The organism is Pseudoalteromonas aliena, assembly GCF_038155085.1.
Classification (GTDB): domain Bacteria; phylum Pseudomonadota; class Gammaproteobacteria; order Enterobacterales; family Alteromonadaceae; genus Pseudoalteromonas; species Pseudoalteromonas aliena_A.
In genome coordinates, this window is record NZ_JBAKAU010000007.1 from 173756 (window position 1) to 199866 (window position 26111).

18 protein-coding genes and 1 pseudogene are annotated in these 26111 nt (G+C 38.4%); 7 read left to right on the forward strand and 12 right to left on the reverse strand.

The window, feature by feature from the left end:
* The first annotated feature begins 47 nt into the window (after window positions 1-47).
* Window positions 48-728, forward strand: a complete 681-nt coding sequence (locus V6260_RS09340) for an SDR family oxidoreductase (protein ID WP_341593816.1) — start codon at window positions 48-50, stop codon at window positions 726-728.
* Window positions 729-956: 228 nt separating this feature from the next.
* Entirely contained in the window at window positions 957-1637 is a 681-nt protein-coding gene (locus tag V6260_RS09345; protein ID WP_341593817.1) for an SDR family oxidoreductase, read from the forward strand.
* Window positions 1638-1846: 209 nt separating this feature from the next.
* Here V6260_RS09345 and V6260_RS09350 read toward each other — a convergent pair whose 3' ends face one another.
* Window positions 1847-2185 carry a hypothetical protein gene (locus V6260_RS09350; protein WP_341593818.1) on the reverse strand — a complete coding sequence of 113 codons (339 nt, stop codon included), beginning with the start codon at window positions 2183-2185 and terminating at the stop codon, window positions 1847-1849.
* A 193-nt stretch (window positions 2186-2378) separates the two neighbouring features.
* Here V6260_RS09350 and V6260_RS09355 point away from each other — a divergent pair.
* Window positions 2379-2533 (forward strand): annotated as a pseudogene (locus V6260_RS09355) (short-chain dehydrogenase); the annotation flags it as partial.
* Window positions 2534-2874: 341 nt separating this feature from the next.
* On the opposite strand, the gene V6260_RS09360 reads toward V6260_RS09355, so the two are convergent.
* The 7 genes from V6260_RS09360 to V6260_RS09390 all read right to left on the reverse strand — a co-directional run bounded on the left by V6260_RS09360 (window position 2875) and on the right by V6260_RS09390 (window position 14909).
* Complete coding sequence (locus V6260_RS09360; RefSeq protein WP_341593819.1) at window positions 2875-3468, reverse strand: dTMP kinase; 594 nt, start codon at window positions 3466-3468, stop codon at window positions 2875-2877.
* Window positions 3469-5070, reverse strand: a complete 1602-nt coding sequence (locus tag V6260_RS09365) for a hypothetical protein (RefSeq protein ID WP_341593820.1) — start codon at window positions 5068-5070, stop codon at window positions 3469-3471.
* 172 nt (window positions 5071-5242) lie between these two features.
* On the reverse strand, window positions 5243-5824 hold the full coding sequence (locus V6260_RS09370) for a 4Fe-4S single cluster domain-containing protein (protein WP_341593821.1): 582 nt from the start codon (window positions 5822-5824) through the stop codon (window positions 5243-5245).
* Entirely contained in the window at window positions 5824-7668 is a 1845-nt protein-coding gene (locus V6260_RS09375; protein ID WP_341593822.1) for an AAA family ATPase, read from the reverse strand. Before V6260_RS09375 ends, V6260_RS09370 begins: the two co-directional genes overlap by 1 nt.
* Before the next feature lie 4 nt (window positions 7669-7672).
* A complete protein-coding gene (locus tag V6260_RS09380; protein WP_341593823.1) occupies window positions 7673-8809 on the reverse strand; it encodes a hypothetical protein in 1137 nt (378 codons plus the stop codon).
* Window positions 8806-10929 (reverse strand): PIN domain-containing protein, encoded by a 2124-nt coding sequence (locus tag V6260_RS09385; RefSeq protein ID WP_341593824.1) that lies wholly within the window; start codon window positions 10927-10929, stop codon window positions 8806-8808. The genes V6260_RS09380 and V6260_RS09385 overlap by 4 nt, the downstream gene beginning before the upstream one ends.
* Complete coding sequence (locus V6260_RS09390; protein ID WP_341593825.1) at window positions 10926-14909, reverse strand: DEAD/DEAH box helicase; 3984 nt, start codon at window positions 14907-14909, stop codon at window positions 10926-10928. Before V6260_RS09390 ends, V6260_RS09385 begins: the two co-directional genes overlap by 4 nt.
* A gap of 792 nt (window positions 14910-15701) precedes the next feature.
* On the opposite strand from V6260_RS09390, the gene V6260_RS09395 reads away from it, so the two are divergent.
* Window positions 15702-17021 carry a M20/M25/M40 family metallo-hydrolase gene (locus V6260_RS09395; RefSeq protein ID WP_341593826.1) on the forward strand — a complete coding sequence of 440 codons (1320 nt, stop codon included), beginning with the start codon at window positions 15702-15704 and terminating at the stop codon, window positions 17019-17021.
* A gap of 57 nt (window positions 17022-17078) precedes the next feature.
* Here V6260_RS09395 and V6260_RS09400 read toward each other — a convergent pair whose 3' ends face one another.
* The 3 genes from V6260_RS09400 to V6260_RS09410 all read right to left on the reverse strand — a co-directional run bounded on the left by V6260_RS09400 (window position 17079) and on the right by V6260_RS09410 (window position 19758).
* The gene (locus V6260_RS09400; protein ID WP_341593827.1) at window positions 17079-17876 is read right to left on the reverse strand and encodes a response regulator; all 798 of its coding nucleotides are present in this window, start codon (window positions 17874-17876) and stop codon (window positions 17079-17081) included.
* A gap of 152 nt (window positions 17877-18028) precedes the next feature.
* Window positions 18029-18745 (reverse strand): SIR2 family NAD-dependent protein deacylase, encoded by a 717-nt coding sequence (locus V6260_RS09405; RefSeq protein ID WP_341593828.1) that lies wholly within the window; start codon window positions 18743-18745, stop codon window positions 18029-18031.
* Window positions 18742-19758: a galactose oxidase gene (locus V6260_RS09410; RefSeq protein ID WP_341593829.1), complete on the reverse strand. Its 1017-nt coding sequence runs from the start codon at window positions 19756-19758 to the stop codon at window positions 18742-18744. The genes V6260_RS09405 and V6260_RS09410 overlap by 4 nt, the downstream gene beginning before the upstream one ends.
* Before the next feature lie 449 nt (window positions 19759-20207).
* On the opposite strand from V6260_RS09410, the gene V6260_RS09415 reads away from it, so the two are divergent.
* From V6260_RS09415 to V6260_RS09425, 3 genes are read left to right on the forward strand one after another with little or no spacing between them, the layout of a single operon-like run.
* A complete protein-coding gene (locus tag V6260_RS09415) occupies window positions 20208-22268 on the forward strand; it encodes a TonB-dependent receptor plug domain-containing protein (RefSeq protein ID WP_341593830.1) in 2061 nt (686 codons plus the stop codon).
* Window positions 22269-22278: 10 nt separating this feature from the next.
* Entirely contained in the window at window positions 22279-22794 is a 516-nt protein-coding gene (locus tag V6260_RS09420) for a YfiR family protein (protein WP_341593831.1), read from the forward strand.
* 4 nt (window positions 22795-22798) lie between these two features.
* Window positions 22799-24823 (forward strand): EAL domain-containing protein, encoded by a 2025-nt coding sequence (locus tag V6260_RS09425; RefSeq protein ID WP_341593832.1) that lies wholly within the window; start codon window positions 22799-22801, stop codon window positions 24821-24823.
* Window positions 24824-24893: 70 nt separating this feature from the next.
* On the opposite strand, the gene V6260_RS09430 is transcribed toward V6260_RS09425, so the two are convergent.
* Window positions 24894-25529, reverse strand: a complete 636-nt coding sequence (locus V6260_RS09430) for an isoprenylcysteine carboxylmethyltransferase family protein (protein ID WP_341593833.1) — start codon at window positions 25527-25529, stop codon at window positions 24894-24896.
* Between the last annotated feature and the right edge of the window lie 582 nt (window positions 25530-26111).

A 26111-nucleotide genomic window follows, 5' to 3' on the forward strand; every position in this document is an offset into this window, starting at 1 on the left:
GTAAATACCTTTCTCATTTTGGACATGTAAACATAGGAGAAATAACCATGGCGGACAAAAAAGTAATCCTCATTACAGGTGCCTCTAGCGGTATTGGCAAAGCAACAGCTAAAACGCTTGTTAACAATGGCCACAAAGTCATACTTACAGCCAGAAGCGCAGACAAACTAACAAAATTAGTCAAAGAATTAGGTGAAGATAACGCACTCAGCGTACCCGCAGATGCCACCAGCTTTACCGATTTTGAAAACGTAGTAACGAAAGGGCTTAGCAAATTTGGCCGCTTAGACGCTACATTTGCAAACGCAGGTAAAGGGCTAAACACATTAGGAATAGAAAAAGGCGACCCCGACGAATGGGCAACTATGCTTGATATAAATATAAACGCCCTGCTGTGGAGCGCTAAACTCACCCTCCCCCATTTACGTAAAACCAAAGGCCATTTTATTATAACCAGCTCAGCCACTGGCCGCAGGGCTGTTAAAGGCTCAATATATGGTGCAAGTAAATGGTTTACTTATGGCTTTGGCCAAAACCTCGCAGCAGAAATGAGTGAATGGGGCGGGCGCTGCACCACCATAACCCCAGGTGCTGTAAATACTCCATTTACCGATGAAGCAAGGCCCGACAAATTATACCCGCAAGATGTTGCCGATGCAGTGCTCTATGCCATTGAGGCAAATCAGCGCAATAACATCAGAGAAATACACCTAAGACCAACCAATTAATGAGGCCTGACCTTTCAGAATTAAAATTGGTTCTATCCAAGAAGAGTCTAATCGCTCTGTGTTTATGCCCCTTTCCAAAATACCAAACACACTGCGACAAATTCAACCTCAAAAGATAAACAGGCTTCTCCATTCAAGCCCTGTTAACCCAGTACTGTTACAGTAAACAGCACATATTAGTTAAACCGTTCTAATCATTTTGAATATGTAAACATAGGAGAAATAATCATGGCGAAAGAAAAAATAGTCCTCATTACAGGTGCTTCTAGTGGCATAGGTGAAGCAACTGCTAAAACACTGGTTAATAACGGCCACAAAGTAATACTTACAGCCAGAAGCGAAGACAAATTAACTAAATTAGTACAATCATTAGGTGAAGATAACGCACTCAGTGTACCCGCAGATGCCACCGACTTTACCGAGCTTGAAAACGTAGTAACAAAAGGGCTCGAAAAATTTGGCCGACTAGATGCCGCATTTGCCAATGCAGGAATGGGTGTTTCAACCGCTGGCACCGAAAAAGGCGACCCTGATGAATGGTCAACCATGATTGACATAAACATTAAAGCCCTACTGTGGACTGCAAAATTAACCCTGCCGCATTTACGCCAAAACAAAGGTCACTTTATATTAACCAGCTCAGCTGCGGGCCGTAAGCCAATAAAAGGCTCTATTTACGGTGCAACTAAATGGTTTGCTTACGGGTTTGGGCAAAACTTAGCTGAGGAAATGAGCGAGTGGAATGGCCGCTGCACCACCATAGCCCCTGGCATGGTAAACACCCCATTTTTTGATGAAGCTAAGCCCGACAAGCTCGACCCACAAGATGTAGCCGACGCGGTATTGTTTGCAATAGAGGCAAACCAGCGCAACAGCGTACGCGAAATTTATTTAATGCCAACTAATTAACGTTGATTGGTTGAATTTGAGCTGTCAGGTTTAATGATAATGGTGTTAAACCTGATGGTCGTTAACTCTAAATACCGGCTGGATAGATTAAAAATTTGAGATGGGTGTCTAATTTATTATCTAATGAGGCACACAGACATACGATCTAAAATTCGAGTCGGCTGCAATTCGCTCGTGCTATAGTCCTTGCGAGTAGCTTAATATGATTGTTAGCAGTTTATAACAACAACGTCTGCATCTTTAAACATCTCTCTTGCATACTCAAAAATGGGCTTCGCTAGACGATCGCTTGGTGCCCAAATATCAACAGCATTATCACTCGCATTGAAAAAACTGACATAATTACCAGCTAACTGGATTTTAGTAACCGAAGACTTAGGAATAGTTTTCCCGTATTTTTTATTTAATCTAGCAACGGGTAAGTGAGAAATTAACACTTGCTCTCCCATGTCTACCAACACTTTTTCGGGAATATAATGCTTAGACCCATAACTAAAATACAAAGATGTTAGGCTAACAATAAAGTAAATTAATAAAAGCCATTCCATAAACTATTCCTTGAACTGTTAAAATCTAGTCTACGACATTTGCCGTATTACAAAACAAAAATATTTACATATTACAAAAACCTACTATGACCGCAAAATATTCAACTGTAAACAATTAGTTAGCTTCGCCTTACCTAAATACAGGAGGAAATTAAAATGGGTGTCTAGTTTGCTTATATTTTGTCTAAGTGCCCAAAACTTAGCTAAGGAAATGAGCGAGTGGAATGACTGCTTTACCACCATGACCCTGGTATGGTAAACACCCCATTTGCTGATGAAGCTAAACCCGACCCGCAAGATGTGGTATTGTTTGCAATAGAAGTAAACCAGCGCAACAACGTACGCTAGATTTATTTAATGCCAACTAACGTTGGCTAAGTTTGAGCTGTCAGGTTTAATCCCCGTAGCATTAAGCCTGACTGTTGTTTATGCTCAGTATAGTCGATGTTCACAATCAAGAATAAAACAAAGGTATTGAGTTTTTAGGGAGTTTGATAGATCTGAATCTTCCAATCCAATCTAACTTTGACATATTGTTTAACTGCCATTCCTCCAGTTGCGCAGGCTTAAATTGCCACTTTTTAATTGCATTCTCACCTTTCTCATCAAATACTCCAAACAGCGCCGATTCAACAATCTTAATTTCTTCCTTAATGGGTGGTCAAATTAACTATGCCACTACACTTATGTTACAAATTACTTATCGCTTCGATACATAAATCGACGACTTCTGAAATGTCTTTTGAAGTCGTATCAATATGAGACCAGTTTTCTTTTTCTGATACATATTTATAGTTCATAGATAGTCTTTTTTGGTAAGACTCATCATTGAGGGACATAAAATCACTTTTACTATTTTCATTATCACTCCTAGATTTAATTCTTAAGCATTGCTGCGTCTTATCAACGTATAAAAAGAATGTTAGATCAGGTTTCTCAAGTTCATCTTTTTCAGCCATACTTCGCTTATAGAGAGTTTCTATATCTATATTTTGCCTAGACGCATACCCTATAATTGAACTGTATATATAACGAGTACAAATAACACAGGTGTTATTAGTTTTATATTCTCTGATCTTATTAGATAAATCGAAATTAGAAGCCATATAAAAATGAAATCGCCCACTATTCGGTAAGGACTCGTCTACATACTCCCGAAGCGCTTTAAACTGCCCTATTGGGCTTTCCAAATGTATAGCTTTTAATTTTTTTGCAACAAGAGAACTGATGACACTTTTACCAGCGCCATCCATCCCTTCAAATACGATAAATGGACTGTTCACTTAACTCACCGATTGTGTTGGCTGATCCTTTAAACTCCCATTCCGGTACAAAGAAACGCCAATACAGCCTTTGTCCTTAGCAAGAAGCAATGCGCTCTTGATATCATCAATCGTAGCACTATTCGGAAGGTTTATAGTTTTAGAGATCCCGCCATCAATATAAGCTTGAAACATAGATTGTGTAAAAATATGCTCTTTGGTTGATAAATCATTCGCTGTTACCAATACAGTTTTTAGCTCTAATGGAAGCGAAGTTAAATCAGCTACATTTACTCCAGCTTTTAATTCAGTAAAGATGGCATTAGTATCAACACCATAGCGTTGAAGAATACGTTTGAGCGTGGGTTGAAGCTGAAAAATAGCTTTATCTTGAACTGTCTGTTTGATCAAATATGAAAATATAGGCTCAATTCCACCTGAGACATTCGCAATTAGACTCAACGTCCCATTCGCTGGTACTGCCATCAAAGATGCATTTCTTCTAGGGGCGCTATTTTCTAAAAGTAACGCTTGACTACAATATCCTCTTTCTTCCCCTAAACGCTCACTTTCACTTTTTAATGTAGCTTGTAACAATGACATTAATTTTTCTACAAATGCCAAAGACTCATCGGAGCCATAACGTATATTCAGCATCAGTAACGCATCAGAATAACCCATTATACCTACACCGACCTTTCTACTTTCAAGGCACCTTTCTTGAACCAGCTCTGAAGCATGATCTTGAATATCATGTAGGTTATCTAAGCAATTTAATCCTACTTTTGCGACTTTTTTAAAACGCTCAAAATCAAAAATGCCCTCTTTTACAAATTTCGTTAAGTTAATCGAACCTATCAAAGAGGACTCATTTTCACGAAGCAGTGATTCACCGCAGACATTGTTTATTAATTTACTCTTAGAGCGTTTCTCTTTTTCTGCCTTTAATGAAATAGAAGGGCGGCCTGTTGTATAAATTGATTCACATAAGGTATTCCATAATTTTAAAGAGTCAGAATCATGCTTGGACACGTTATCAAAAAAATCATTATCAAATTCAATATTTGTGTGGGTTATTACTAATTGAGAGCTTATTTTAATAAAATCTATTATCTTTGGGTGTTTATAAGATAAAGTAACGGCGCTGTGTGCTTTCCTTTTTCTATTAGGATTTAGTAAATTTGTTTGCGTCTCTATATTTAATGTTGCCGAGATAGGATCTTCCATGTTTGAAAAATCATAACCAATTCCACCGCAGCCATCATGGATCTGTTTAGCCACATCTAAATCACTAAAACTAGAAGGTGGTGATAATACGTGGCACGCAAATAGGTTTGTACTGTCGTCAGATTCTGAATTCATCATTACTGGGCTATTAGGAAGAAACGCACCTTCGTGTATTAATTTTACAAGCGCTAACGTTTTTTCTTCGGCTACATCCAAGGTTGAATATTTTTTCTCTGCCTTTAAAAATAATCTTCCAACACGCTTAGGTAAGTCCGACCAATCGGCCGAGTAATGGTTTGAAAAAAAACGTGGCGATAATATTTCTAAGTATGGGTTATTAATTGCCCATGAAGGTTCACAATTTAAAGCCTCATTGCTTAATTCTAGTGTAGTCATATACTGTCCCTTTTATATTTATTTGCGTGTTTTAAAGATAATAAGGTGCTTACAACACCCTTATTATTTTGGTACTTACCTCTAAATACAGTTATGTTAATGTCTTTAACAGCTATTAAGTAATTTAGAGTTTACTCTATACCTTATCAGCGCAAGCTTTAGCTGACTTAGCTCAAACTTTCACAACAAACGGTATTCCATTTGCTGAAACGAGCCCATCGGGATCTATACGCCACTCAGTCATAACCCCCTCTTTGATAGGTTCAATAGCACTATTATACCTCTGGCTCAAATAATGAAACTGTTGATTCTCAGAGCCAACCCAGTTTCGGTTTTGCTCAATATCATCAAGCTCAAACTCTCCATCAACCACAATATCCACGTATTGTAATAACTTATCTATACCACTAAATTGCTGCTCTTTTAATTCTTCAAGTTTATACCCTGTAAACAACATCACTGATAAGCCTATACACTGTGCAAACTCTGCAAGCTCCGATAACCCTGGCGCTTGGAGCACTGGCTCACCGCCTAGTAAAGTTATCCCCTCGATGCCAAAGTGCTCTTTGTTTGACTGAATTTGCTTTTTCAATTGTTCGACTGCAATTACATTTGCCGCTTCAAGCTTTAAAAAATCAGGATTACAACACGATGGGCACCGCTTCAAACACCCTTGCACCCAAATAGCGGTACGGGTGCCAGGGCCTTCTGCATCAGTAGCATCTACAATTGCAGCTACGTTTAACCACGCCATTAATCCACCTCAAAATCAAAGGTTTTACCTGCTTGTACTACTCTGATTGGCCGGCCATTAAAGTCCGAAAAATCCGAAATATTTTCAAATAGAAACTCAGCTAAAGGGTCAAACAGAGCCGATACCATCGCGTTCAGCACGCCTCGCCCACCTGCTGTTTTATCAACTTGCGCGACAATTGTGGTGAGGGCTTTGCTTTCATTATCAAAAATAAGATCCGATACGCCCCACTTTTCTTTTAAACGTATTTTTAGAGGCTCTAACTTTGCCTTCGCAATTGCAACCAGAAAATCTAAATCCGTCATAAAATTGAAAGGCACTATATTTGCTTCACCTATTCTCCCCAATAGCTCTGGGCGCTTAAGTTCTTTCACAAAGTGCTTTGTAACGTGGCTTTTGAACTGCTCGAGCGCTTGCTCACCGGGTTCAATTTCACTCGCACCAATATTCGAAGTAAAGACAATGAAGGTATCAGAAAAGTTAACGGTCTCGCCTTTGCCATCAGTAAGTCGACCATCTTCTAGAATTTGTAAAAATTTATCTAAAATACGCGGGTGAGCTTTTTCAATTTCATCAAATAATAACAATGAAAACGGCCTTTTTTTGACAGCGTTAGTTAGCTGCCCACCTTCTTCATAACCAACATATCCTGGCGGAGCACCTACCAAACGCTGATCTGCATGCTCATGGTTAAATTCAGACATATCAAAACGCATACAGGCATCTTCATCACCAAATAAAAAACTGGCTAGTGATTTTGCTAGTTCTGTTTTACCCACACCGGTTGGACCAACAAAAAAAAGTGCTCCTTTTGGCATTCTAGATTTTGCCGAGTGCTGTAGACCTGATAAACCAGTAAACGCTCTAACAAGCACTTTTCTAACTAATTTTATGGCTTCTTCTTGTCCTTTTACTCGCTGATTTAAGGTACTCTCAACATCTTTTAACTTGTCATAGTTTAATTGCTCCCACGGCGATTCCTTTTTACCGTAGCGATATAATGAAACTAATGCCTCCAAGGATAAGGCTTCTTGTTGGTGACGTGAAAGCCGAGCGAGTTGGTTTATCTCACGCAGTGTTAACGAATCCGTTAAATCAACAAAATCCTCTAATAAACGAGATCCTACCGTTAAGCTGCCTTCAAGATTAAAGATAGGAGAAAGACCTAGTATCGCTTGTTGGCGTTCAGCACGGTTTGGTAGCGGAACAACGATCTCAGCAAATTGTGGGTTACCTACGGTCAACTGTGGTGGCAGTTGGTTCGCGCCTTCACAAACAAAAACCATTAAACTTTGTACTTTATCGATTTCTACACGCGACATTTCATCTGCTGAATCCCGTAGGTTATGCAGTAATTGCGCTAACCATCCCCGCTCTTGCTCCGAAAGCGCATTTACCTGCCCAAAAAGTAAATTGGACCAGTCGATAACAAATGCGACTTTCGGAAAATGAGGATTTAACATTACACGTTGAGCAACTGTAAAAAAATCCTGTGGTGTCAGCTCTGTTTGACCCGTTTGCACTTGTTGCTGATCAACCAGTGACTCATCATCAAAGTCATAATCATCGCCCTCTACTAGTTCAGAAGGTGGAGTTGATGATAGCTGTAATTCGTTCCAATCTTCTGGCGATATACCGCAAATCCCTCCTACCCTAGAGTAATGAATTACGTGCTTAAAACCCAGCCTTTCAAAAGTTGTGTTTAACGTCTGCTTAAAAGGTTGCTGTGTTCCCTCTTGAGTAAAAACACTATTATTAACATTACCACTTATAACAATTCCGCGGCGTAATTTTGCCTGGCGCGAAAGATCTTCAATCCATTCTGACAACTTATGCTTGTTCATGTACTTACCCTTTTTTATTCATCGTTTGCGATGGTATGGGCTTCATCTGTGCATCTTCATCATCAGGGTTACTCCACACTATCCGCGAATCGGATAAGTCGACTCCATATACTTCACTCAGCTTTGGTAGAACTTGATCAATATCCTTTTTACAAGTTTGGCCTTTATAATTATCAAACTCATAGGTGCAACTGCCATCCAAACGTATTTTGAATCTTGCTCTGTTTCCAGCAGGCCTACTTGCAGCAATAACGACTTCGCGAACGCCAGCTTTCGTTTCCACCACTTTTGGTTTTTGTACTGTGAAACCAGTGCTTTTTAGCGTGGTAAAAATAGCTTTTACCGTTTCTTTTCTCACCGCTTCATTTTCGATTATTTTATCTGCTCTATCTGATAAGTGATCTATTTCTTTAAGCTGCTCACTTGCATCTTTAGAATTCGCAGAGATAATTGTATTTGCTTGTTCAATCAATTTTTTAGACTCATCAGCTGGCAGGCTTGGTGAAACAATGTCGACTACAGCTTGGACGACATCACAATTAGTCGTGTGCTGTGTTTGCTTTTCGATGATAGCTCGATGCTCCACCGCTTTTGCTAACCCTCTGGTTTTAAGTTGCTTAAATTGATCTAATAAATCCTGAAGTGTTACTGATGATTGCTCCGCGAACACTTGCTGTTCAAGTTTTTTAACTTCTTTTAGCATTAAATTCAGTGATAATTTATCAGTCCAATTACGTAGCGCTTCTGACCACGCATTACTTATATGTGCTTTTCTTTCTTTTACTGCGTTGGCTTTTGCCTCAAGCTCATCTCGGTGTTGCTGATACTGTGTCTCTTCAACTTGCACTTTAATACGTCGCGCTACATTACGCAGAGCAAAAACGTCATTACCTAACGATTTAGATCTTTCTCTAGCACTAAATGGATCATGAGCAAGCTCTGTTTCTATTTGCTTAAGCTGGGATAAACAACTGTTATAACGTTCCTGTACATACTCAGCTAAACCTTGCTGATGTATACTTGCTAACTCACTATGGTAACGTTCGATAAATGAGTATGTGGTATTTCGGACCCGTTCCATAGCTACTCTTTGGCGCTGCTCACGCTCTAACCTATAGCGTGCATCATGTATTTGGCTCATTTTCTCTTCCTTTTCTTCGACTTTTTACCTGTCGAGCTCATTAGGTACTCCTGTGTCGACTTATTTACTATGCCTTCTGCATTAGCCATATTTCTTAAATTTTTATCATCGGTGAGCAGTAATGAATTGCATAATCTAAAATAAACAGCCACCGATAGAATATGAATATCTGCTGAGTCTAATGAAGATCTATCCATTTTCTCTACCAGCTCGATATGAGAAGGCTCATAACTATTCTGTTCATTTAATCGATTAATTGCAGCTCTGGCGCGCTTAGCGGTTTCAGTCCACTCACCCTCTTTATTTTTGTCATTTTTTAACTTATCAAGCTCGTGTGTTACTGTGACAGGGATTTTGAGCTCGTCTGAGGGTTTAATTTTATCGAGGAGATGCAGGTTATGCATGAGGCAGTTCGTATCAATAATGATAATACGCTTATTAATTTTCTGAGGGTCTTCATATTGGATACTAAAGTGGGCAAGCGCTTTTATTAGCTTATCTTCTAATGCCGCTAAATCTGAGCAGCTAAAAATAGATGGGTTAAGACTTTCGCGAAACACATTAACGTGATCGTGAAGGCTATGTAAGAGCTTATAGCGTGCAACATTAAGCTTTAACAAGTCAAAGTCATTTAAGCTTAATAAATCCTGCCCTGTTTTATTTCTAAGTGACGCGTACACATCAGCCAACTCTGCAAGTGTCTTAGAAATAGATAAACTAGGTGTAGGTTCACGTTTTTTAATAGCGCTGTTGATAAGCGTAACCGCACACTCAGGTGTTAATGCATCTAACTTTATATTTTGCTCATTAAATAACTGAGCATAACTCACTACTTCTTCTTTACTTCTCAATATCTTAGCTTTATTTCTAAAGTGATGAGGAGATACTTCAGTATTAAGTTTTTTCATTTTTTCGTAGTACTCGACTACCTGAGACATAGATAAACTAGGTAAGCGATCAATGGCTTGCTGTACACCGATAACGGCAGAAAAAATAATAATATTAATATCGTTGCTTGTTAGCAAAAAGTGTTCTAACTCATTTATTTTTTCATTCGACTCAACCAGTAATGCCAGATCAACAAGCCGTGGCTGACCACGATAAGAAACCTCGCAGAGCCCACGCTTTAAAACACTCCCTTCTTTAGGTTTAGTTTTTATTAGTGCATCAACATCACTATCCAATTCAACTGGAGACTCTTTTAGCGTTAAGACCTTATTGACCAATGACGTTTCTTCACTTGGATCTAAAACAATAAGTACGTCATCAGTTTTAATGGTGTTTACTAAAGAAAAAAGATAATAAGGCTTTTGCTTTACAATTAAATCGCTTGTTTTCTTAATAGGGGCTAAATCGCGTACTTGACGCCAGTCCACCCTAAAAGGAGGGTTACTAAACTCTGTGGTAAAAGTTGGAGAGACCAAAAACTGCCAAAGATATTCCGCATCAGCCGCGTCAAGCCATATTGAAAAATCATTATCATTAGCGATGATTTCTATGTTGCCATTATGAGTAATATCTATTTTAAACGTTTTTCGATCACGAAGCGCACCACGAAATGCAGATTCTATGCTTTTAATTCGTTCATTCGGTTTTTTTTCCCATTGTTGACGCAGTTTCTCATCCACCAGCGGCCTAACCGCAGAAAGCGTAACGTCCATCTCTTCACTAGGAAGACACTTCACATCTGAGTAGGTATCCGTTTTTATTTGGTTTTTTCCAATTAGCTTACTGGAAAAAGGATGGTAGTATGCCGTTTCCGTTGTATTTTTACTTTTACTCGGCAATGCGTTTTTTTCGAGAAACTCTCGACCCTCAGCGGTAATGGCAATACTATTGCATGTTAATGCCGCACCATCTGATATTGTGTAGCCATATAAAAATTCCACAGCCCTAAATCCACTCAAATATTTAAGTGCTTCTACAAAAAAGACCGAGTTAACCTTTAACTGATTTGCTATATCTTCAAGTCGATAATGTCCCAGCTGCTCAGCGTGCTTAGCAAACAACTGCAATACGCTTTTTTCAAATACCGTAGGGCGGCGTACCGTTTGGTAGGCAACCTTAGATTCTATAATAAAAACAGGGACATCTATTCGTAGATTATGCTCGTAAATCATCGTTGCACTCCTTTACCTAACGGTGTTGTATGAGCAAATTGTTCCGCAAATTCAGCAGCATCAAAAATGCCTGCCTCCCGATCTAATTGAGAAAATATTTGCCGATAAACCTGCTTCTTTTGTTTCCCAGGTTTGTCCATATTAGGAAGCCATATGTCCCTGGTTTCCAGCATATTTCGTGCACCAAAGACGATCAGTAAGTTTTGTGCTCGTGACATCGCCACATTAATAAATTCATACCGTGCGATATTTGCCTTAGCCGATCTGCGCCTTTCTTTTGGCCCACCATCATTACGTACTAAGCTCATTAAAATAACGGGCTTTTCCTTGCCTTGATACCTTATAACCGTATTGATCTCAATATGAATAGCATTAAACTGAACCTTACCATGGTTATGCCTTTTAATTGCCTCTCGAATAACGCGACACTGTGCAGCATAGAAAGACACCACCCCAACCGCTTGCTTTTTCTTTCCTTGTTTACCAAATCCTTGTTGTGAATATTGTTGATTGATCTCCACAAGTGTTTTAGCGATAAGCTCAGCTTCTAAACGATTGGTTCTATCCTCACTTTCTTTAAATGGCTTTCGCTTTAAATCAAGCGATGTATCAATCCACAACACATGATCATTTGCGGATAAAAGTCTGTTATTGCGGCTTTTCAAAACAATATTGTGTGAACGATCTTTATCTTTATTGCCACATATAAGCTGACCATCATAAAAGTGATTTACAAGACTCATAATTTGCGGGTGCATACGATATTGTGTGGTTAGTCTTTCTTTAATGGACTCATCCGCATTCTCAAAGTGCTCTTTAAAAAGTGATGCTGTCACCATTTTTTCGAAACGCTGCAAGTTTACTTTTGTCAGTAGTGTCTCGGCGGCATCATCTCCAGACTCTTCAACTTTGTCCGTAAACGCCTGCGCATCTTGGCTCTCTTGAAAAACAGGTGGTAATTGACGATGATCACCAACCAATACCGCTCGTCGAGCTCGCATCAAAGGGAGTAATAACTCAACGGGGGTTGCTTTAGATACCTCGTCAATAATAACCGTATCAAAGCTTTCCATGCCCGCATCTCTAAGCGTTTTATCACTCTCATTACACGAAATAGCAACGAGGTTACAATTTTCAACGAACGTTTCACTAACATGCTCCCAGTCGTATTGCGCTGAACTCTCCCTCGTTAAGTTATCTTTCCAATCACTTAAAAAGTTTTGCATCGGTGCCTGGCGCTTATCTTCCTCCATGGCCACATACATTTGTTCCTCATAATCTTTTTTAGCTTTTATTAAACATTCACTTAAGCTAAGTGTTGTATCATCATTGCGCTGTGATACTAATCTAGAAGCACTGGCTTGAAGTGACTCAAGACGGCGGGTTTGTGAGATTAACTTTTTCTCTATCTGTGAAAGCGACGCCTCTATCTCTTTTATTTGTTCATCAGCAGGTGCTTTAATCGCATCATATTCAATTAACCATTGCTTTAATTGATCGGCGACTATATTAAGTGCATTGCTAATTTCTTTATCGAGCACTTCTAAATCATGGAGGCGAGTTGCTAACAATGCATACGTTTTCGAAGCATCGATGACGTTAATGATATGTGTACAATCAACGAAACAATTATATGTTGAAGCATCTAATCCTGTGGCTTGGTTTTTTAGCTTTTTGATGTGTCTTCTGACTTCACGCCACTGCTGAGCGAGTTCCTCGGTGTCATCTTCATCCATGCGATTAGCGAGTTCAGTTTCTCGTATTTTAAGTAACGCTAACTCTTCTCTAATAGCAGTGTCTTGTAATGCACCAGCCCCAGCATCACGCAGGCGCAATAAGTCAGTGCTGATCGCTGGGAGTATACGTTTAACATTAGCCCACGTATCCAGTAACGTGTTCAGTACCAACAAGCAGGAGTTTTGATTATTAAATTGATTAAACTCTAAAAAATTAGGATCTACACTAATATTGTGTACTGACATCCTTTGCAATGCTTGAAGCAGGTTTTGGCTAACTTTTGGTAAAAATGAATCATGTGACAATTCCCACTTTTGACTTTCAATGCTTAGCAAAGAGCTCTTTGTTGCTGTTTTTTGTTTAGCCAATGCTTCATAGTTGGTTACCGCTGCTTTATAAGCTCGCTGCTCTGTGCTCAAGCGCGCTTTAGCTACACTTCTTTGCTGTCGCAGGTCGTTGCACTCGGATTGAGCATACTCTAAATCAGCACTCACATAATCAGCTTCATCAATCCATAGCCGGAATTGTGTAAACTCTTTATCACGTTGCTTTTTAGGCTCAAGCCACTGCTGCGATACATATGTACTCAAACTAGAATAATATCGCTCTAGTGCTTTATCTTCAGCGAACCCTTTTCCCTCTTCGGTGATTTTCCCCTGTCCGCGCGCAAGTCGAATAGCTCTTAATTCAGGGCGGTTTTTAATACAACTTAGAGCATTATCGATGGCATCGTGTGATTGGCTCGCGAGTAAAATGGTTTCCCCCCTGCGTGCTAATTGAAGAATAGCTTCTGCGATTACAGTTGTTTTCCCTGTCCCTGGTGGGCCTTGCACTAAACATAAATCTGGTGCAGACATCATCTTATTAACGGCAAGTTTCTGAGAATCGTTTAATTGCTCGTTAAACCACGACGCAATATGAGCATCATTTGTTGACTGATTAGCTTGCGTGATATCAAATAGGTAACTCGATAAATAGGGAGAGTAACAACTTTCATTTTGACGTAGGTTTTTTACAGTTTGTTCATGGCGTTTGATGAGAGCTAGATCACCTACAGAGGGGAAAGAGATAAAACCTTGTTTAGGGATAGCATTCAGTAGTGCGTTTATAACGCGGTCAAACTCAGTCTCATCATCAGAACTTTTCAGTGTCTCTTCAGCTTCACCTTCATGTTCAATTAATTCAAAGTGCCTTTGCGCATTATCAAGTTTATTCTTCCAATCTTCAGATGGTTCAACCACTAAATATGCTAAAGTAGGATCTTTAATACCACTTTCATTCAAAAAGTTAATATGGCTAGTATTTTCTTTTAGTGTCTTGGCATCTAATTTATTTATCTTACCTTTAAGTTGACCAAGCTCCTCACCCCGGGGGATACGAGTAGACTTTTTATTAGCATCGAGTGTAAAGTCCCATTTGTTTTGGGAGATCCCTAACTCGAACGCCTCTAAGCTTTTTCTTTTAAATAAATGCCCTGCTTGGTTTAACTGAGCGTCCTCACTGACAACAAGGAACGCTAAGTTATTCTCAGGCGTAACTGTACACTCCAAATACCTTAAGCCAATCGTTTTTCGATCAACTAATTGCTTTTTAAAGGTTAAGAACTCCTGCCAAGCTTCTAACCTTTCTGCAGCTTTTACTGAAATCGCAGGGAGCGCTGCCGCAAGCTCCCTAGTTAATATATTATCAGTACAGCGACGTTCAGGGCGGATAGAACTTGCAGATGTAAGGGTCTCCACCTCGTAATTAGTTGCATGTTCATCATTAAAACTCGTAAAAATATCTTCCGGGATAAACACTGGGTTTCTTTGGTTGACACCCCAAAACCCTCGAATACAAATCGTACTGGTAGGCGGCAGGTACCCTAAAAACTCGCCATGATTAGGTATGCGAATTGCGAGGTTAATGCGTTCATTGGCAGCATCTTTAATCGATAAGTTTGCTACAAAATAGGGCAGCGGAATATTTTCTATAAAAAAATCATTTAAGAACTTATCTAGTTGCTCTTCTAACCCTTCACTATGCTTTTTATATTTTTCTTTTAATGCTGGGTATTTAAAAAATAAGCGCTTTAATGAGTCTTTTAAACGTTTTTCACTCCGGTTAGATTCGTTGCTCCAATAAAGCACCCCTTCCAACTTTTTATTTGTCTCTGGCACTACTTTTTTAGCAAATGAGTTAGACGAACCTTGGTCCTGATAGTTTTCATCTTCAGACAACGCATCACCAAACTGGCTTTCCATAACAATCCTTTTTCCCTTTACCCAAAACAATACATTTTGAGCATTTATATTTATCATAAATATTTTATCTAACTCGTATATCCAGCCCCACTGAATCATATTAAGAATATAAGTTATTATCTCCTTAAAGCCAGTGGTAAAGATAAGTAAAACAAGCACTTTTTAATATAGAAAGAGGGCTACTTACATCTACTTATTAAAGGGGGCTAACGAAGTCGTGCAATATTTATACAGCATCTTAATTACCTATTTAATGTACATTTTCTTACTATGATAATCAATTACTACGCCAGCATTCAGCTAAACAAAATCACTCAGTAATATCAAACATATTGTTATGTAATAATACTGGCTGCTGAGTTAAGAGGTTTTATTTTAAACACCTGGGTTTAAATCAATAAAGCATACATCCATTTAACCCTTAACCTTGTAACTCATTATTATTTATATAAGCCATAAACCACACCTATTGAACCCTCTGTATTTTTACTTCATATTGGGGCGTGTTGACCTTTGCGGATTGAAATTTGTTCAATCTAGTGGTGATTAAATCGCGGCGCGAGGTTTGTAACCTAGTGGGCTAAGTAAAAACCGAGCAACAAAGAGTTTATCGTCCCTAGAAAGAACCCAACGGGCAGCGCATGTTTGGCATTTATGCTACGTTATCGCTTATTTATGGGGAGTAACCACACTACATAGACTCTGCCTTGCCTAAAAACCAAACACACTGCTGCAAATTCAACCATCAAAGATAAACACGCCCTAACTCTTTTCTTCAATTATTAGGCTGTTATGTTATTTTTAAAATTTAGCCATGCACTTATTCTCACACTTGCTAGTACCCTACCGCTTACAAGCCATGCGGCGCTTGATAAAAACGAGCGTAAAATAGTAAAACAGGTCGATAGAAACATTCCCCAAGCACTTAAAGAAATAGAGCAAGCCGTAAATATTAATAGCGGTTCGCTTAATATTGAAGGTGTAAAAAAAGTAGGCGCGCTGACAAGCGAGCAGCTTAAAGCCATTGGTTTTAAAGTAAAATGGCTGGATGGCAGTGCGTTTAACCGTGCAGGGCATGTATTAGCAACCCATGAGAGTGAAAATCCCGATGCAATAAAAATACTGATGATCGGCCATCTAGATACGGTATTTGCCAAAAACGATAACTTTACAACTTATAAACAGCTTGATGCCGATACAGCCAGTGGCCCAGGCGTTGCCGATATGAAAGGCGGTAACACAATAATAATTACCGCACTTAAAAGCTTACAAGCCCTTAATTTACTTGAAAACGTAAGTATAAAAGTACTACTTACCGGCGATGAAGAAAGCAGCGGTCGCCCGCTTAGCTTATTTAAACAAGCTATTGTTGATGCAGCAATTTGGGCTGACGTAGCGCTTGGATATGAAAATGGCGATAACAATATAAAAACAGCTATGGCGGCGCGCCGTGGTTATACCGGCTGGACGCTAAACGTAACGGCAAACGCAGCGCATTCGTCACAAATATTTAGCGAAAGCGTTGGTTATGGCGCTATTTACGAGGCATCACGCATTTTAAATGATTTTAGAGAGCAACTTGCCACGCAACCTAATTTAACATTTAACCCAGGGCTTATTGTGGGCGGTACAAATGCCGATTACGACAGTGCTAATTCGTCAGCAACGGCATTTGGTAAAAGTAATGTAATAGCACAAACCGTGCATGTAGCAGGTGATTTACGCGCACTTTCGCCAAAGCAATTCGAAAATGCAAAAAGGTCAATGCAACTCATTGCTAGCAACAGTTTAAACGGTAGCAAAGCAGAGCTTATTTTTGAAGACGGTTACCCACCAATGGCATTAACTGATGGCAATAAAAAGCTATTAGAATTATATAGCGACGCAAGCCACGATTTAGGTTACAACAAAGTAGTAGCAGCAAACCCACGTAATGCAGGCGCGGCTGATATTTCGTTTGCGGCAAATCATGTTGATATGGCACTTGATGGTTTAGGTTTAATGGGCAGCTGCGCGCACACTAAAAACGAAACAGCCGATTTAACCAGCCTTGATAAAAACATTAAAAAAACCGCATTACTTATTTATAGATTAGGGCTGCTACAAGAGTAAGTTTTTTTACAAGTAAGCGAGGGCCAAATAAATTCAGTCCTACGCTTACAGTTATTTTTAAGACATTATTTTAAACAATAAGTCTTTTACTGTTGCAGGCTCAAATGGTTTATCACAAATTGCATCTACACCTGCTTGGGCTATGTTTGCTAGATGTGTTTCGTTGGCTTCTGAGCTCACCATTAAAACAGGGATATGTGAATAACTATTTGAGCTTCTAACAGCTTCTGTTAGCTCTCGCCCATCCATTTCAGGCATGTTGTAGTCGGTTACTATTAAGTCAAAAGGCTGTGAGTTAAGATAATCAATTGCCTGTTTACCATCCTCAGCTTCCACGGGAGCTGGAATACCCATACCAGTTAATACTCTAACAATATGCTTACGTGCAAAACGGCTATCATCAACTACGAGTACTCGTAATAAAGTTACATCGAAGTGTTCAAGCTCAACTTCTTCCTCTGTAATAATGTCTAACGTTGCTTTAAGTGCTCTGGTAATCGCTTCAGCACTAAAAGGCTTTGGTAAAATAGCCAATACACCTGATTGGCGAAGTTGCTCTAAATACTTTTTATTACGCTCACTCGATACCAGCATAAATGCTTGATGTTCAGTACGCGGTGCTGATCTGATTTTTTGTAATAATGAATCGGCAGTACCATCTGACAAATACATGCTGCTAATTACTAAGTCTGGCTGATAGCTTTCAAGAATTGTTAATGCTTGTGCCTGCGTGGTCGTGGTTTCAACTTGGCTTACGCCACACTGTGATAATGATTTTATTATAAGCTTTTGCTGAACATCTGACGGCTCGACTAATAATATTGAAAGGTTGCGGATCCCTGTTTGATCTGTCATTAATTTCTCAGTTATTTTTTATTTTATAGAAAACAAACACTACATTTATTGTTGTTATTATAGATCAACAGTCAGTTATCAAAAACTAAAAAATAGCCAATGCGGGTTAATATTACTAAATCCCTTCAAAACTAGGTGTAATAGTAAGTAGTCTAATTTTTTTGTATGTATTCTAATGCCGTCATTTTTTTATAGCTCACATTAGGGTGTAAAATATGTGCAGGTTCAGGATCGACAACTTCAATGGGAATATTGTAATCACGAGCTATTTCTATTGCCATTTGTGTAATATTAACGCTAAAAGAGGTACCCATAAATACGATTTTATCCGCGTTACTCATGCGTTTTTGCGCTTCGCTAATTCTATAAAGCTCGGTGTAGTACTCATCAAACAATAAAACATAAGGTTTAAAGGAGCGATTAAGCTCGGGTGTTTGGTTTTTAATATTAAACACTTCAAATAAAGAGTTGTGCAAGCAGCTTTCATCAACGTGTTCCCAAGGAGCGGTAAATGGCGTTACACCGTCGCCTTGCTCATGAAATAAGGTCATTTGATCGAGCCTGCCATGAATAGCAATGTAGTTTTTATTACCTGCTTTACCATCAAGCCCATCTATGTTTTGAGTAATTAGATTTTTGTCACTTAGCCAATAATGCACGTCGTTTGGGCCATGGTTACGATACGTCGCAAAGCGATGGTAATACCATGCTAAAAACTCTTTAGGAGCGTTTTGGTACATTGCGCGTGTTGCCATTTCCATAGGCGTATAATTTTTACTGCCTATGGTCCAGTAACCATCCTCCCCTCGAAATGTAGGAATGCCACTGGCTGCGCTGACTCCCGCCCCTGTAATGTAAAGGGTGTTCATTTTTCAACCTCGTAACCGAGCACGTTAGCGCTTACTTGCTGAGTGTTATTAATGCCGCCAATTCGATATAAAACCCCATTGTGTTCAAGTAAACCACGGTGATCCATACTCTTTACTTCAACAGGAGATAAAATCTGCCATTCGTTTTTTCCGATACTAAAGCGCCAAACATGGTCACTTGCTGATGCAGGTTTACCGTCGTAGCCTATTGCGCTGTAGTTATATGGGTTATTAGAGCCTGCCATCATATAAATATTACCATTATAGCTGGTAGCTGCCATTCGATAGTGAGCAGTGCCTGTTGGATGTGGCAATGTGCGCCAATCTATTTTTTGTGGATTAGTTGAATCTATTGTGCCTTTTAAGCACTGTGCTACACCTGCAAACGAGCGACGCGAATCAGGATTAGCGTGTGTTTTAACGCCATCACAAATAACAATGGTGTTACCACTAATAGCAGCGGCTTGGCCAAATACGGGCTCACCTAAAAATGGCGAGGCCTGTTGCCATGTATTATTTTGCGTGTCGTATACTTGTACTAAATTTACGTTGCCGTCGTTATGCCAACCGCTAATTAAGTAAATATAACGCGCTTTGTAGCTCAGCGCTACGCTATCGTCTACGGGTACTGGCATGCTTGCAAGATGAATGTAGGTATCTTTTATTACGTCGTACCTATATACGTCGGGACTTGAAACTTCAGTATGATCCTCTGCTACCGTGTAGCCACCAAACACATAGGCGTACTCGCCTAAACCGACTGCTGTACTTGCTAAACGCCCTTTTAATGGCAAGCTTGAAGGCACACCCGTTTTAGATTGCCACTGTGAGTCGCCAACCTTAAGCGCCCACACTTTGTTATGCACTGACGAGTATTGTTTATCGCGTCCCAGCCCCATAAAGCTTAAAAAGTAAGGCTGATTTTTAACAATAACTTTAGCCACAGCATTATTTGCAACAGGCTCAGGTAAATCGGGAAGGCTTGCTAACGCAAGAGAAAAAAGAAGGCTCATAAGGCAAATAATTTAATAAAGATTAATATACTCAGATTAAATTATTTTAGCTTTATGAGCCAGTATTGTTATATCTAAATAATCAAATGCTTTGGATTAGAAACTGTTGATTTTTGCGGATTAAAATTCCTTCTAACTAAGCGCAATTTCATCGCGGCGCAGGATTTTCAACCTAGTGGGCTCGGTAACCACTCCTACGTTACCCTAATGACTCACATCAATGTAAGAATAAGTAAATTACCTAAGATGATTTTTCCAAAAACTTATTCCTTTTAGATAGGAAAGACAAATTATATTAGTTAATATAATTTAGCTATCTGTAAAATATAATATACTAAAAAGTAACTAGTTATTTTTATTGGCACTTTAAATTGCTAATATATGTTAATATCAAGTGGCATCACATGTTTTACAAAAAATTACTTTTGGATTGTGTAGGAGACTTTTAGGTGAAAATATCACAGCATCTATTTTGGCCACTGCTTTTTATTTGCTCATTGGCCGTCGCCGAGCCATTTGACGATGAAGATTTAGAGCTTGATGCTCTAATGAATATGGATGTACAAGCCACTTCTGCAATGAAAAGAGCCCAATCAGCTTTTGATACCGCCTCATCTATATATGTATTAAGTAAAAAACAGATCACTCGTTCTGGTGCGACCTCAATCCCTGAAGCTTTAAAAATGGTACCAGGACTAATAGTTCGCCAACTTGATAATAATCAATGGGCTATTTCATCAAGAGGTATTGCCTCTCGATTTTCAAGTAAATTACTTGTCATGATAGATGGACAGAGCTTATACACCCCAAAGTTTGCGGCTGTTTACTGGGAAACACTTAATGTGCCTTTATATGACATAGAGCGCATTGAGGTCATACGTGGTCAAGGAGGCTTGCTTTGGGGCAGCAATGCAAATAATGGCGTTATAAATATTATAACTAAGAATAGCCTAGATACCCGAGGTGGATTAGCTAACGCCACAACTGGTAATCAGATAAATACTGATGTCAATTTACGATATGGTGGCGATATTAGCAATAAAGGCAGTTATCGCCTTTATGGCCACTTAAAGAATGCTAATGCATCAAAAAAAGGCATATCAATTCTTCCAAATGATACGACGAAACAACATTCTCTTGGTTTTAGAGCTGACTTTACACCAAATGATGAATGGTTCGCGTTATTACAAGGTGATGTTACGCATTCAAAACTAGGGCAGAACTATCGCGGTATCGTTGATGATACAAACAAAAACATTGTGTTTTCTGATAATTTAAAACGAACAGATTCGAGAATAATGGCGCGTCTAGAAAACAGAATATCGAGTGTTGCAAATCAGATGCTACAAATCTCGTGGCTAAAACAACATGGCTCTCAAACTTACATTAAAGAAGATTTTGAATCGATAGATGTTGATTACCAAATGAATTTTATACATCAAGACCTTCAATTAGATTGGGGGTTAAATTACCGATACAATTCGATTTCCTTCAACCAAAGTGTGTTTTTAGATAGCGATAAAGATTTCAATAACTTAGAACAATTCGGCCTACTAGCACAAGCACAATATAACGTACTCCCAGATACCTTAGACTTTATTATAGGCACTAAACTTGACCATAACGATTTAACAGGATGGGAAAATCAGCCATCGACACGGTTAGTATACAAGCCCACTGATCAACATATTACATGGGCAGCCTTGTCTCGCAGTGTACGCACACCTACATTAATAGAGTTCAACGATAACTTTAAAGTTAACGGTACAAAAGTAAAAGATGTGACGAAGTTGAGCTCTGGCCTTGATGCTATCGATAACTACCGAATAGCAACTTACCTCAACGGCAATGACAAAGTAAAATCTGAAAATTACACATCTTATGAGTTAGGTTATCGATTTATAGATGACAGTTGGTCATTAGATTTATCGGCATATCATACTGATGCAAAAAATGTTGCAGTGATAGATACTAATACACATGAAGAGCAATTTTTGCCTATTCTAGCACTATTTAATACGGGGCAAATTCAGCAAGTAAGTCAGGCTTTACGACTCACTCGTATAGACTTAGATTTTGTCTCAATAGCAAAAAGTACGACCAAAGGGTTTGATTTAGTCGCAACTTGGCAACCTATGAATAACCTCAATACAGAATTGGGTTACAGCTATACCAAGTACGACTACGATCTACCACCAAGAGTAGAACCAGCGATTGGTTACGACTCTATAAATAGACAAGTATTTGCAAAAGCTAGCTATACCTTTCTTAATAATCATAATATTTTTGCCACACTACGAACAGAAAACTCCAATGCATATAACACTGACAACTACACAGCGTTGGATCTTAGCTGGAATTGGCAATTTAACCCTCGATGGTCTATTGCGTTGTCCGGTAAAAACTTACTTGCAGGATCACATATAGAGTATGCTAACACCAGTGAAACCTATACATTACCAAATTACATAGATGAATGTTTTACGTTTACAATTTCCACAAATTTCTAAGCTAAATTAGATGATTAGATTAAGAAACCTAGCACATAGCATTTTTATAGCATTGTTACTTTTTAGTAACGATGCTAATGCTGTCGAAAAAGAATATATGCTAAAAGCAGGTTTTTTATATAATTTCGCTCGCTTTGGTCATTGGGAGCTTAATCAGGAAAGCCAAAAATTTATTATTTGTAGCCCTGATAAGAGCTTCATCAATATAGCCAACAAATCTTTACGAAAAAAAACAATAAAAAACCTACCTCTACAAAGTAAATTTATTACTCTTGATGACTTATCTGAATGTAATATTCTTTTTATAACATCTGACACTATTGAGCTTTGGAAACAACAATCTAATCAGATAAACGGTATTATGGTTGTAGGTGAAACAGACTCATTTATTGAGAGTGGCGGTCATATTAGATTTTTTCTTTCCAGTGGTAAAATTCGATTTGAGATCTCACCACAACAGCTCAAAAACGCAGGCATTACTATGAGCTCAAAAGTACTGCGCCTTGCCCGAATTATTGAAAGGTAATGCGATGAAGAAACTATTAGCACTAAATACAATGGGAAAAAAGTTACTATTTATACTTATGAGCGTAGCATTTGTTTCTACAGCAACAGTAGTTATAGTATTTAGTACCTATGAGATTACCAGTGCAAAAGAAGAACAAATAGAAAGTTTAGACTCCCTTTCAAAAATGCTTTCTCCAAATATTACAACTGCACTCATGTTTGATGATGCTGAAGCAATACAAGAACTAATTAACCCTTTGCTTATCCGCTCAGATATCATCTCGGTCATTGTTACTGGGGCACAAAGCCAACCTGTTGCTATAGCCCTCCCCTCTGATAGCACAACTTCTTCTCAACATGATATTGAAATAACTACACCGCTTTCTTTAGATAATAACCACTATGGCGAATTAAAAATTAGTGCTAACGATAGCATCACACAAGAAAAAGCTATTTTTTATGCAAAGTTTATTATTATTATTATATTATTTACCTTTGCCGTGAGCTTAGCGCTATCGCTATTTCTGAGACGTCGATTTCTAAATCCAATCTTATATTTAGCTCAAACAGCAAATAAAGTTACAACTTCTAATGACTATAGCCTACGTGCCAACCAGCTTTCTCAAGATGAAGTTGGTCAACTCACTGGCTGTTTTAATACCATGCTATCTAATATTGAACAACGGGAAAACTCTCTAGAAAATCAAGTAAGACTTCGTACTAATGAACTTGAGAACGCCAACGTTCAACTACAACAATATGCATACCAAGATGGATTAACAGGTTTATTTAACAGACGTTACTTCTACGAAAAACTACAAAGCCTAGTAAGTATTAAAGGAGTAACTTTCTCACTAATATTTATCGATTTAGATGGCTTTAAAGAAGTAAACGATAGATTAGGGCATGATTATGGTGATTTACTTCTGGATCAAGTAGCTACTCGATTGCAAAGCTGTATAACAGACAAAGATACTGTAGCTCGTCTAGGTGGCGATGAATTTACTTTAATTTTAGAAGGGGTTAAAAACCCAGAAGAAGCCTCAAAAATCGCAGAAGCAATAAAAATTAGCTTAATACAGAGCATTCAAATAAAAAGCGAAACGGTATACATAACCGCAAGCATAGGCTTAACGTTTTTCCCTGCCGATGGCTTAACCGTTGAAGAGTTAGTTAAGCGAGCCGATCAGGCTATGTACTTATCTAAAAACAAAGGTAGAAATCGTTATGAGTTTTTCTCTTTAGCTATAGAAGAACAAGCTACTAAAAAGCGCCTCTTACTAGAAGAAATCCGCACAGCAATTTATCAAAATCAGTTTGAATTATTTTACCAACCCATTTTTTCTATTGATGGTAAATCAATGCCAAAAGCAGAAGCTCTCATCCGCTGGAATCATCCTACCCGCGGTTTAGTTGGGCCAAATGAGTTCATACCCGTAGCAGAAAAAAATGGCTTAATAAAGCAAATAGGTCAATGGGTAAAATCACAAGCAATCAAGGACACTGTTGAGTTTAATGTTCTGTGTAAGTCAACAATACAAATAAGTGTAAACACCTCTCCGCTTGAAATTGATCGTACTAATAAGTGGGTGAATGAATGGATTGAAGCAAGTGAGAAGTATCAACTTCCCGCAAATACAATCCTGATTGAAGTCACTGAAAACACACTAATGGATCCAGACTCTTCTATACAGCAGCAACTAAAGCGCTTGAACGCGATTGATATTGATATAGCGATTGATGACTTTGGTGTTGGTTATTCATCGCTAGCTTACTTGCAACGTTTAGATATTGATATTTTAAAAATAGATCGCTCATTCATCCAAAACATAGAAACCAATAAAAATAGTATTGCACTAATTAAAGCAATAATTACAATGGCCCACAACCTTGATGTACGAGTTGTGGCTGAAGGTGTTGAAACTAAAAGTCAATACGAGCAATTAAAGCAGCTTAGGTGTGATTTTATTCAAGGCTACTTTTTCTCAAAACCAATTTCTAAAAATGAATTTATTAACAGCTATATAGAACAAAGAAAATTCGTATGATATTGAACTATGCCGATATCGTTCAAATGAAACATTATTACATTTAAACATTTTCAGCGATAAACATTCGTTACAACCAACGCGGTACAAGCTGCTTATACTCTTTATATTTAACTGAAAAGCACTGGGCCAAGTGTTCTTCCTCTACTAGTATTTGTCTATATATAGCAGCTAGCCCCACAATGAAACATATCATACTAAATATACTAGGGAGGGCTAAGAAAAAGCCTAATTGAGCAGCAACCACACCAAGAAACATAGGATTTCTTGAATATTCATATAGCCCAGTTGTTTTTAATTCAATAGGACCCGCAGGGTCTATACCTGATCGCCATAATGAAGCCATATGAAAATGTACAAACATCGTTAATATAAAACCAGCTGTTAGCAAAACAACACCAAACATGACACCAGGCCAACCATTTAAAATAGTTAACATCCCTAGATAGTTGTCGAACTCTGGTAGAAATAGTCTCACTACACATATTAGCCATATAGCAACTCTAAAGAACTTAAAAACCATATGATTCCACCAACTAGAGCAAAACTTATCTCCAGGAAAAACCACACCACTAGGTGCTTTTCTGTTTTTATAAATTATTCTAAATGTATAAAAACCAGCAACAAAGGTATAGAAGATAGCTAAATAAATTCGAGTAAATTCAACTAGTGATGAAGAGTCATCAAGAAAGGTTTCGTAGTACATTTAGTTATAGCTCACTATAGTTATTGAGTATGTATTATTGAAATGCTAATTCAATTTTCAATTCATCAGTTATATCGATGTAATAGAGAGATATTAGTATTCATAGCTTTCATAAACAAGGAAGTAATTGCTTATTTACACCAATTCGCTTAATTAAGTGATCTATTTTAGGTAAGAATTTAGTTGTTCTATATCATAAAATTTTAACGCAGTTAGTGTCAGATTTAATCCCTCAAACAAATTAAGTATTATTTCAGATTGGTATTATTAAATCCCATACAGCAAAAAACCCGTCACATAGCTGTAACGGGTTTCTTTAATTTGAAGTCGGTAATGTCGTAGTGCCCACAGCGGTGGAGAGTCACAGTGCAAATGCTACACTATCATTGTGTCGGGGCGACCTTGTGCAGGGCTCGCCTTCTAGCTGTTTTGCTTTCACTACTGAGTTCGGTATGGGGTCTTGGCTACAGCTTTTATTTTCACTTTTCTGCAGACGTAAAAAAGCCCGACTATTTCTAGTCGGGCTCTCTACAATTTGAAGCCTGGTAATGTCCTACTTTCACATAACAAATGCTACACTAT

Bases quoted from the DNA above. Each gene is read 5' to 3' on its own strand.
- V6260_RS09340 (WP_341593816.1), top strand. From the start codon at position 48: ATGGCGGACAAAAAAGTAATCCTCATTACAGGTGCCTCTAGCGGTATT.
- V6260_RS09345 (WP_341593817.1), top strand. From the start codon at position 957: ATGGCGAAAGAAAAAATAGTCCTCATTACAGGTGCTTCTAGTGGCATA.
- V6260_RS09350 (WP_341593818.1), bottom strand. From the start codon at position 2,185: ATGGAATGGCTTTTATTAATTTACTTTATTGTTAGCCTAACATCTTTG.
- V6260_RS09365 (WP_341593820.1), bottom strand. From the start codon at position 5,070: ATGACTACACTAGAATTAAGCAATGAGGCTTTAAATTGTGAACCTTCA.
- V6260_RS09370 (WP_341593821.1), bottom strand. From the start codon at position 5,824: ATGGCGTGGTTAAACGTAGCTGCAATTGTAGATGCTACTGATGCAGAA.
- V6260_RS09375 (WP_341593822.1), bottom strand. From the start codon at position 7,668: ATGAACAAGCATAAGTTGTCAGAATGGATTGAAGATCTTTCGCGCCAG.
- V6260_RS09380 (WP_341593823.1), bottom strand. From the start codon at position 8,809: ATGAGCCAAATACATGATGCACGCTATAGGTTAGAGCGTGAGCAGCGC.
- V6260_RS09385 (WP_341593824.1), bottom strand. From the start codon at position 10,929: ATGATTTACGAGCATAATCTACGAATAGATGTCCCTGTTTTTATTATA.
- V6260_RS09390 (WP_341593825.1), bottom strand. From the start codon at position 14,909: ATGGAAAGCCAGTTTGGTGATGCGTTGTCTGAAGATGAAAACTATCAG.
- V6260_RS09395 (WP_341593826.1), top strand. From the start codon at position 15,702: ATGTTATTTTTAAAATTTAGCCATGCACTTATTCTCACACTTGCTAGT.
- V6260_RS09400 (WP_341593827.1), bottom strand. From the start codon at position 17,876: ATGACAGATCAAACAGGGATCCGCAACCTTTCAATATTATTAGTCGAG.
- V6260_RS09405 (WP_341593828.1), bottom strand. From the start codon at position 18,745: ATGAACACCCTTTACATTACAGGGGCGGGAGTCAGCGCAGCCAGTGGC.
- V6260_RS09410 (WP_341593829.1), bottom strand. From the start codon at position 19,758: ATGAGCCTTCTTTTTTCTCTTGCGTTAGCAAGCCTTCCCGATTTACCT.
- V6260_RS09420 (WP_341593831.1), top strand. From the start codon at position 22,279: ATGATTAGATTAAGAAACCTAGCACATAGCATTTTTATAGCATTGTTA.
- V6260_RS09425 (WP_341593832.1), top strand. From the start codon at position 22,799: ATGAAGAAACTATTAGCACTAAATACAATGGGAAAAAAGTTACTATTT.
- V6260_RS09430 (WP_341593833.1), bottom strand. From the start codon at position 25,529: ATGTACTACGAAACCTTTCTTGATGACTCTTCATCACTAGTTGAATTT.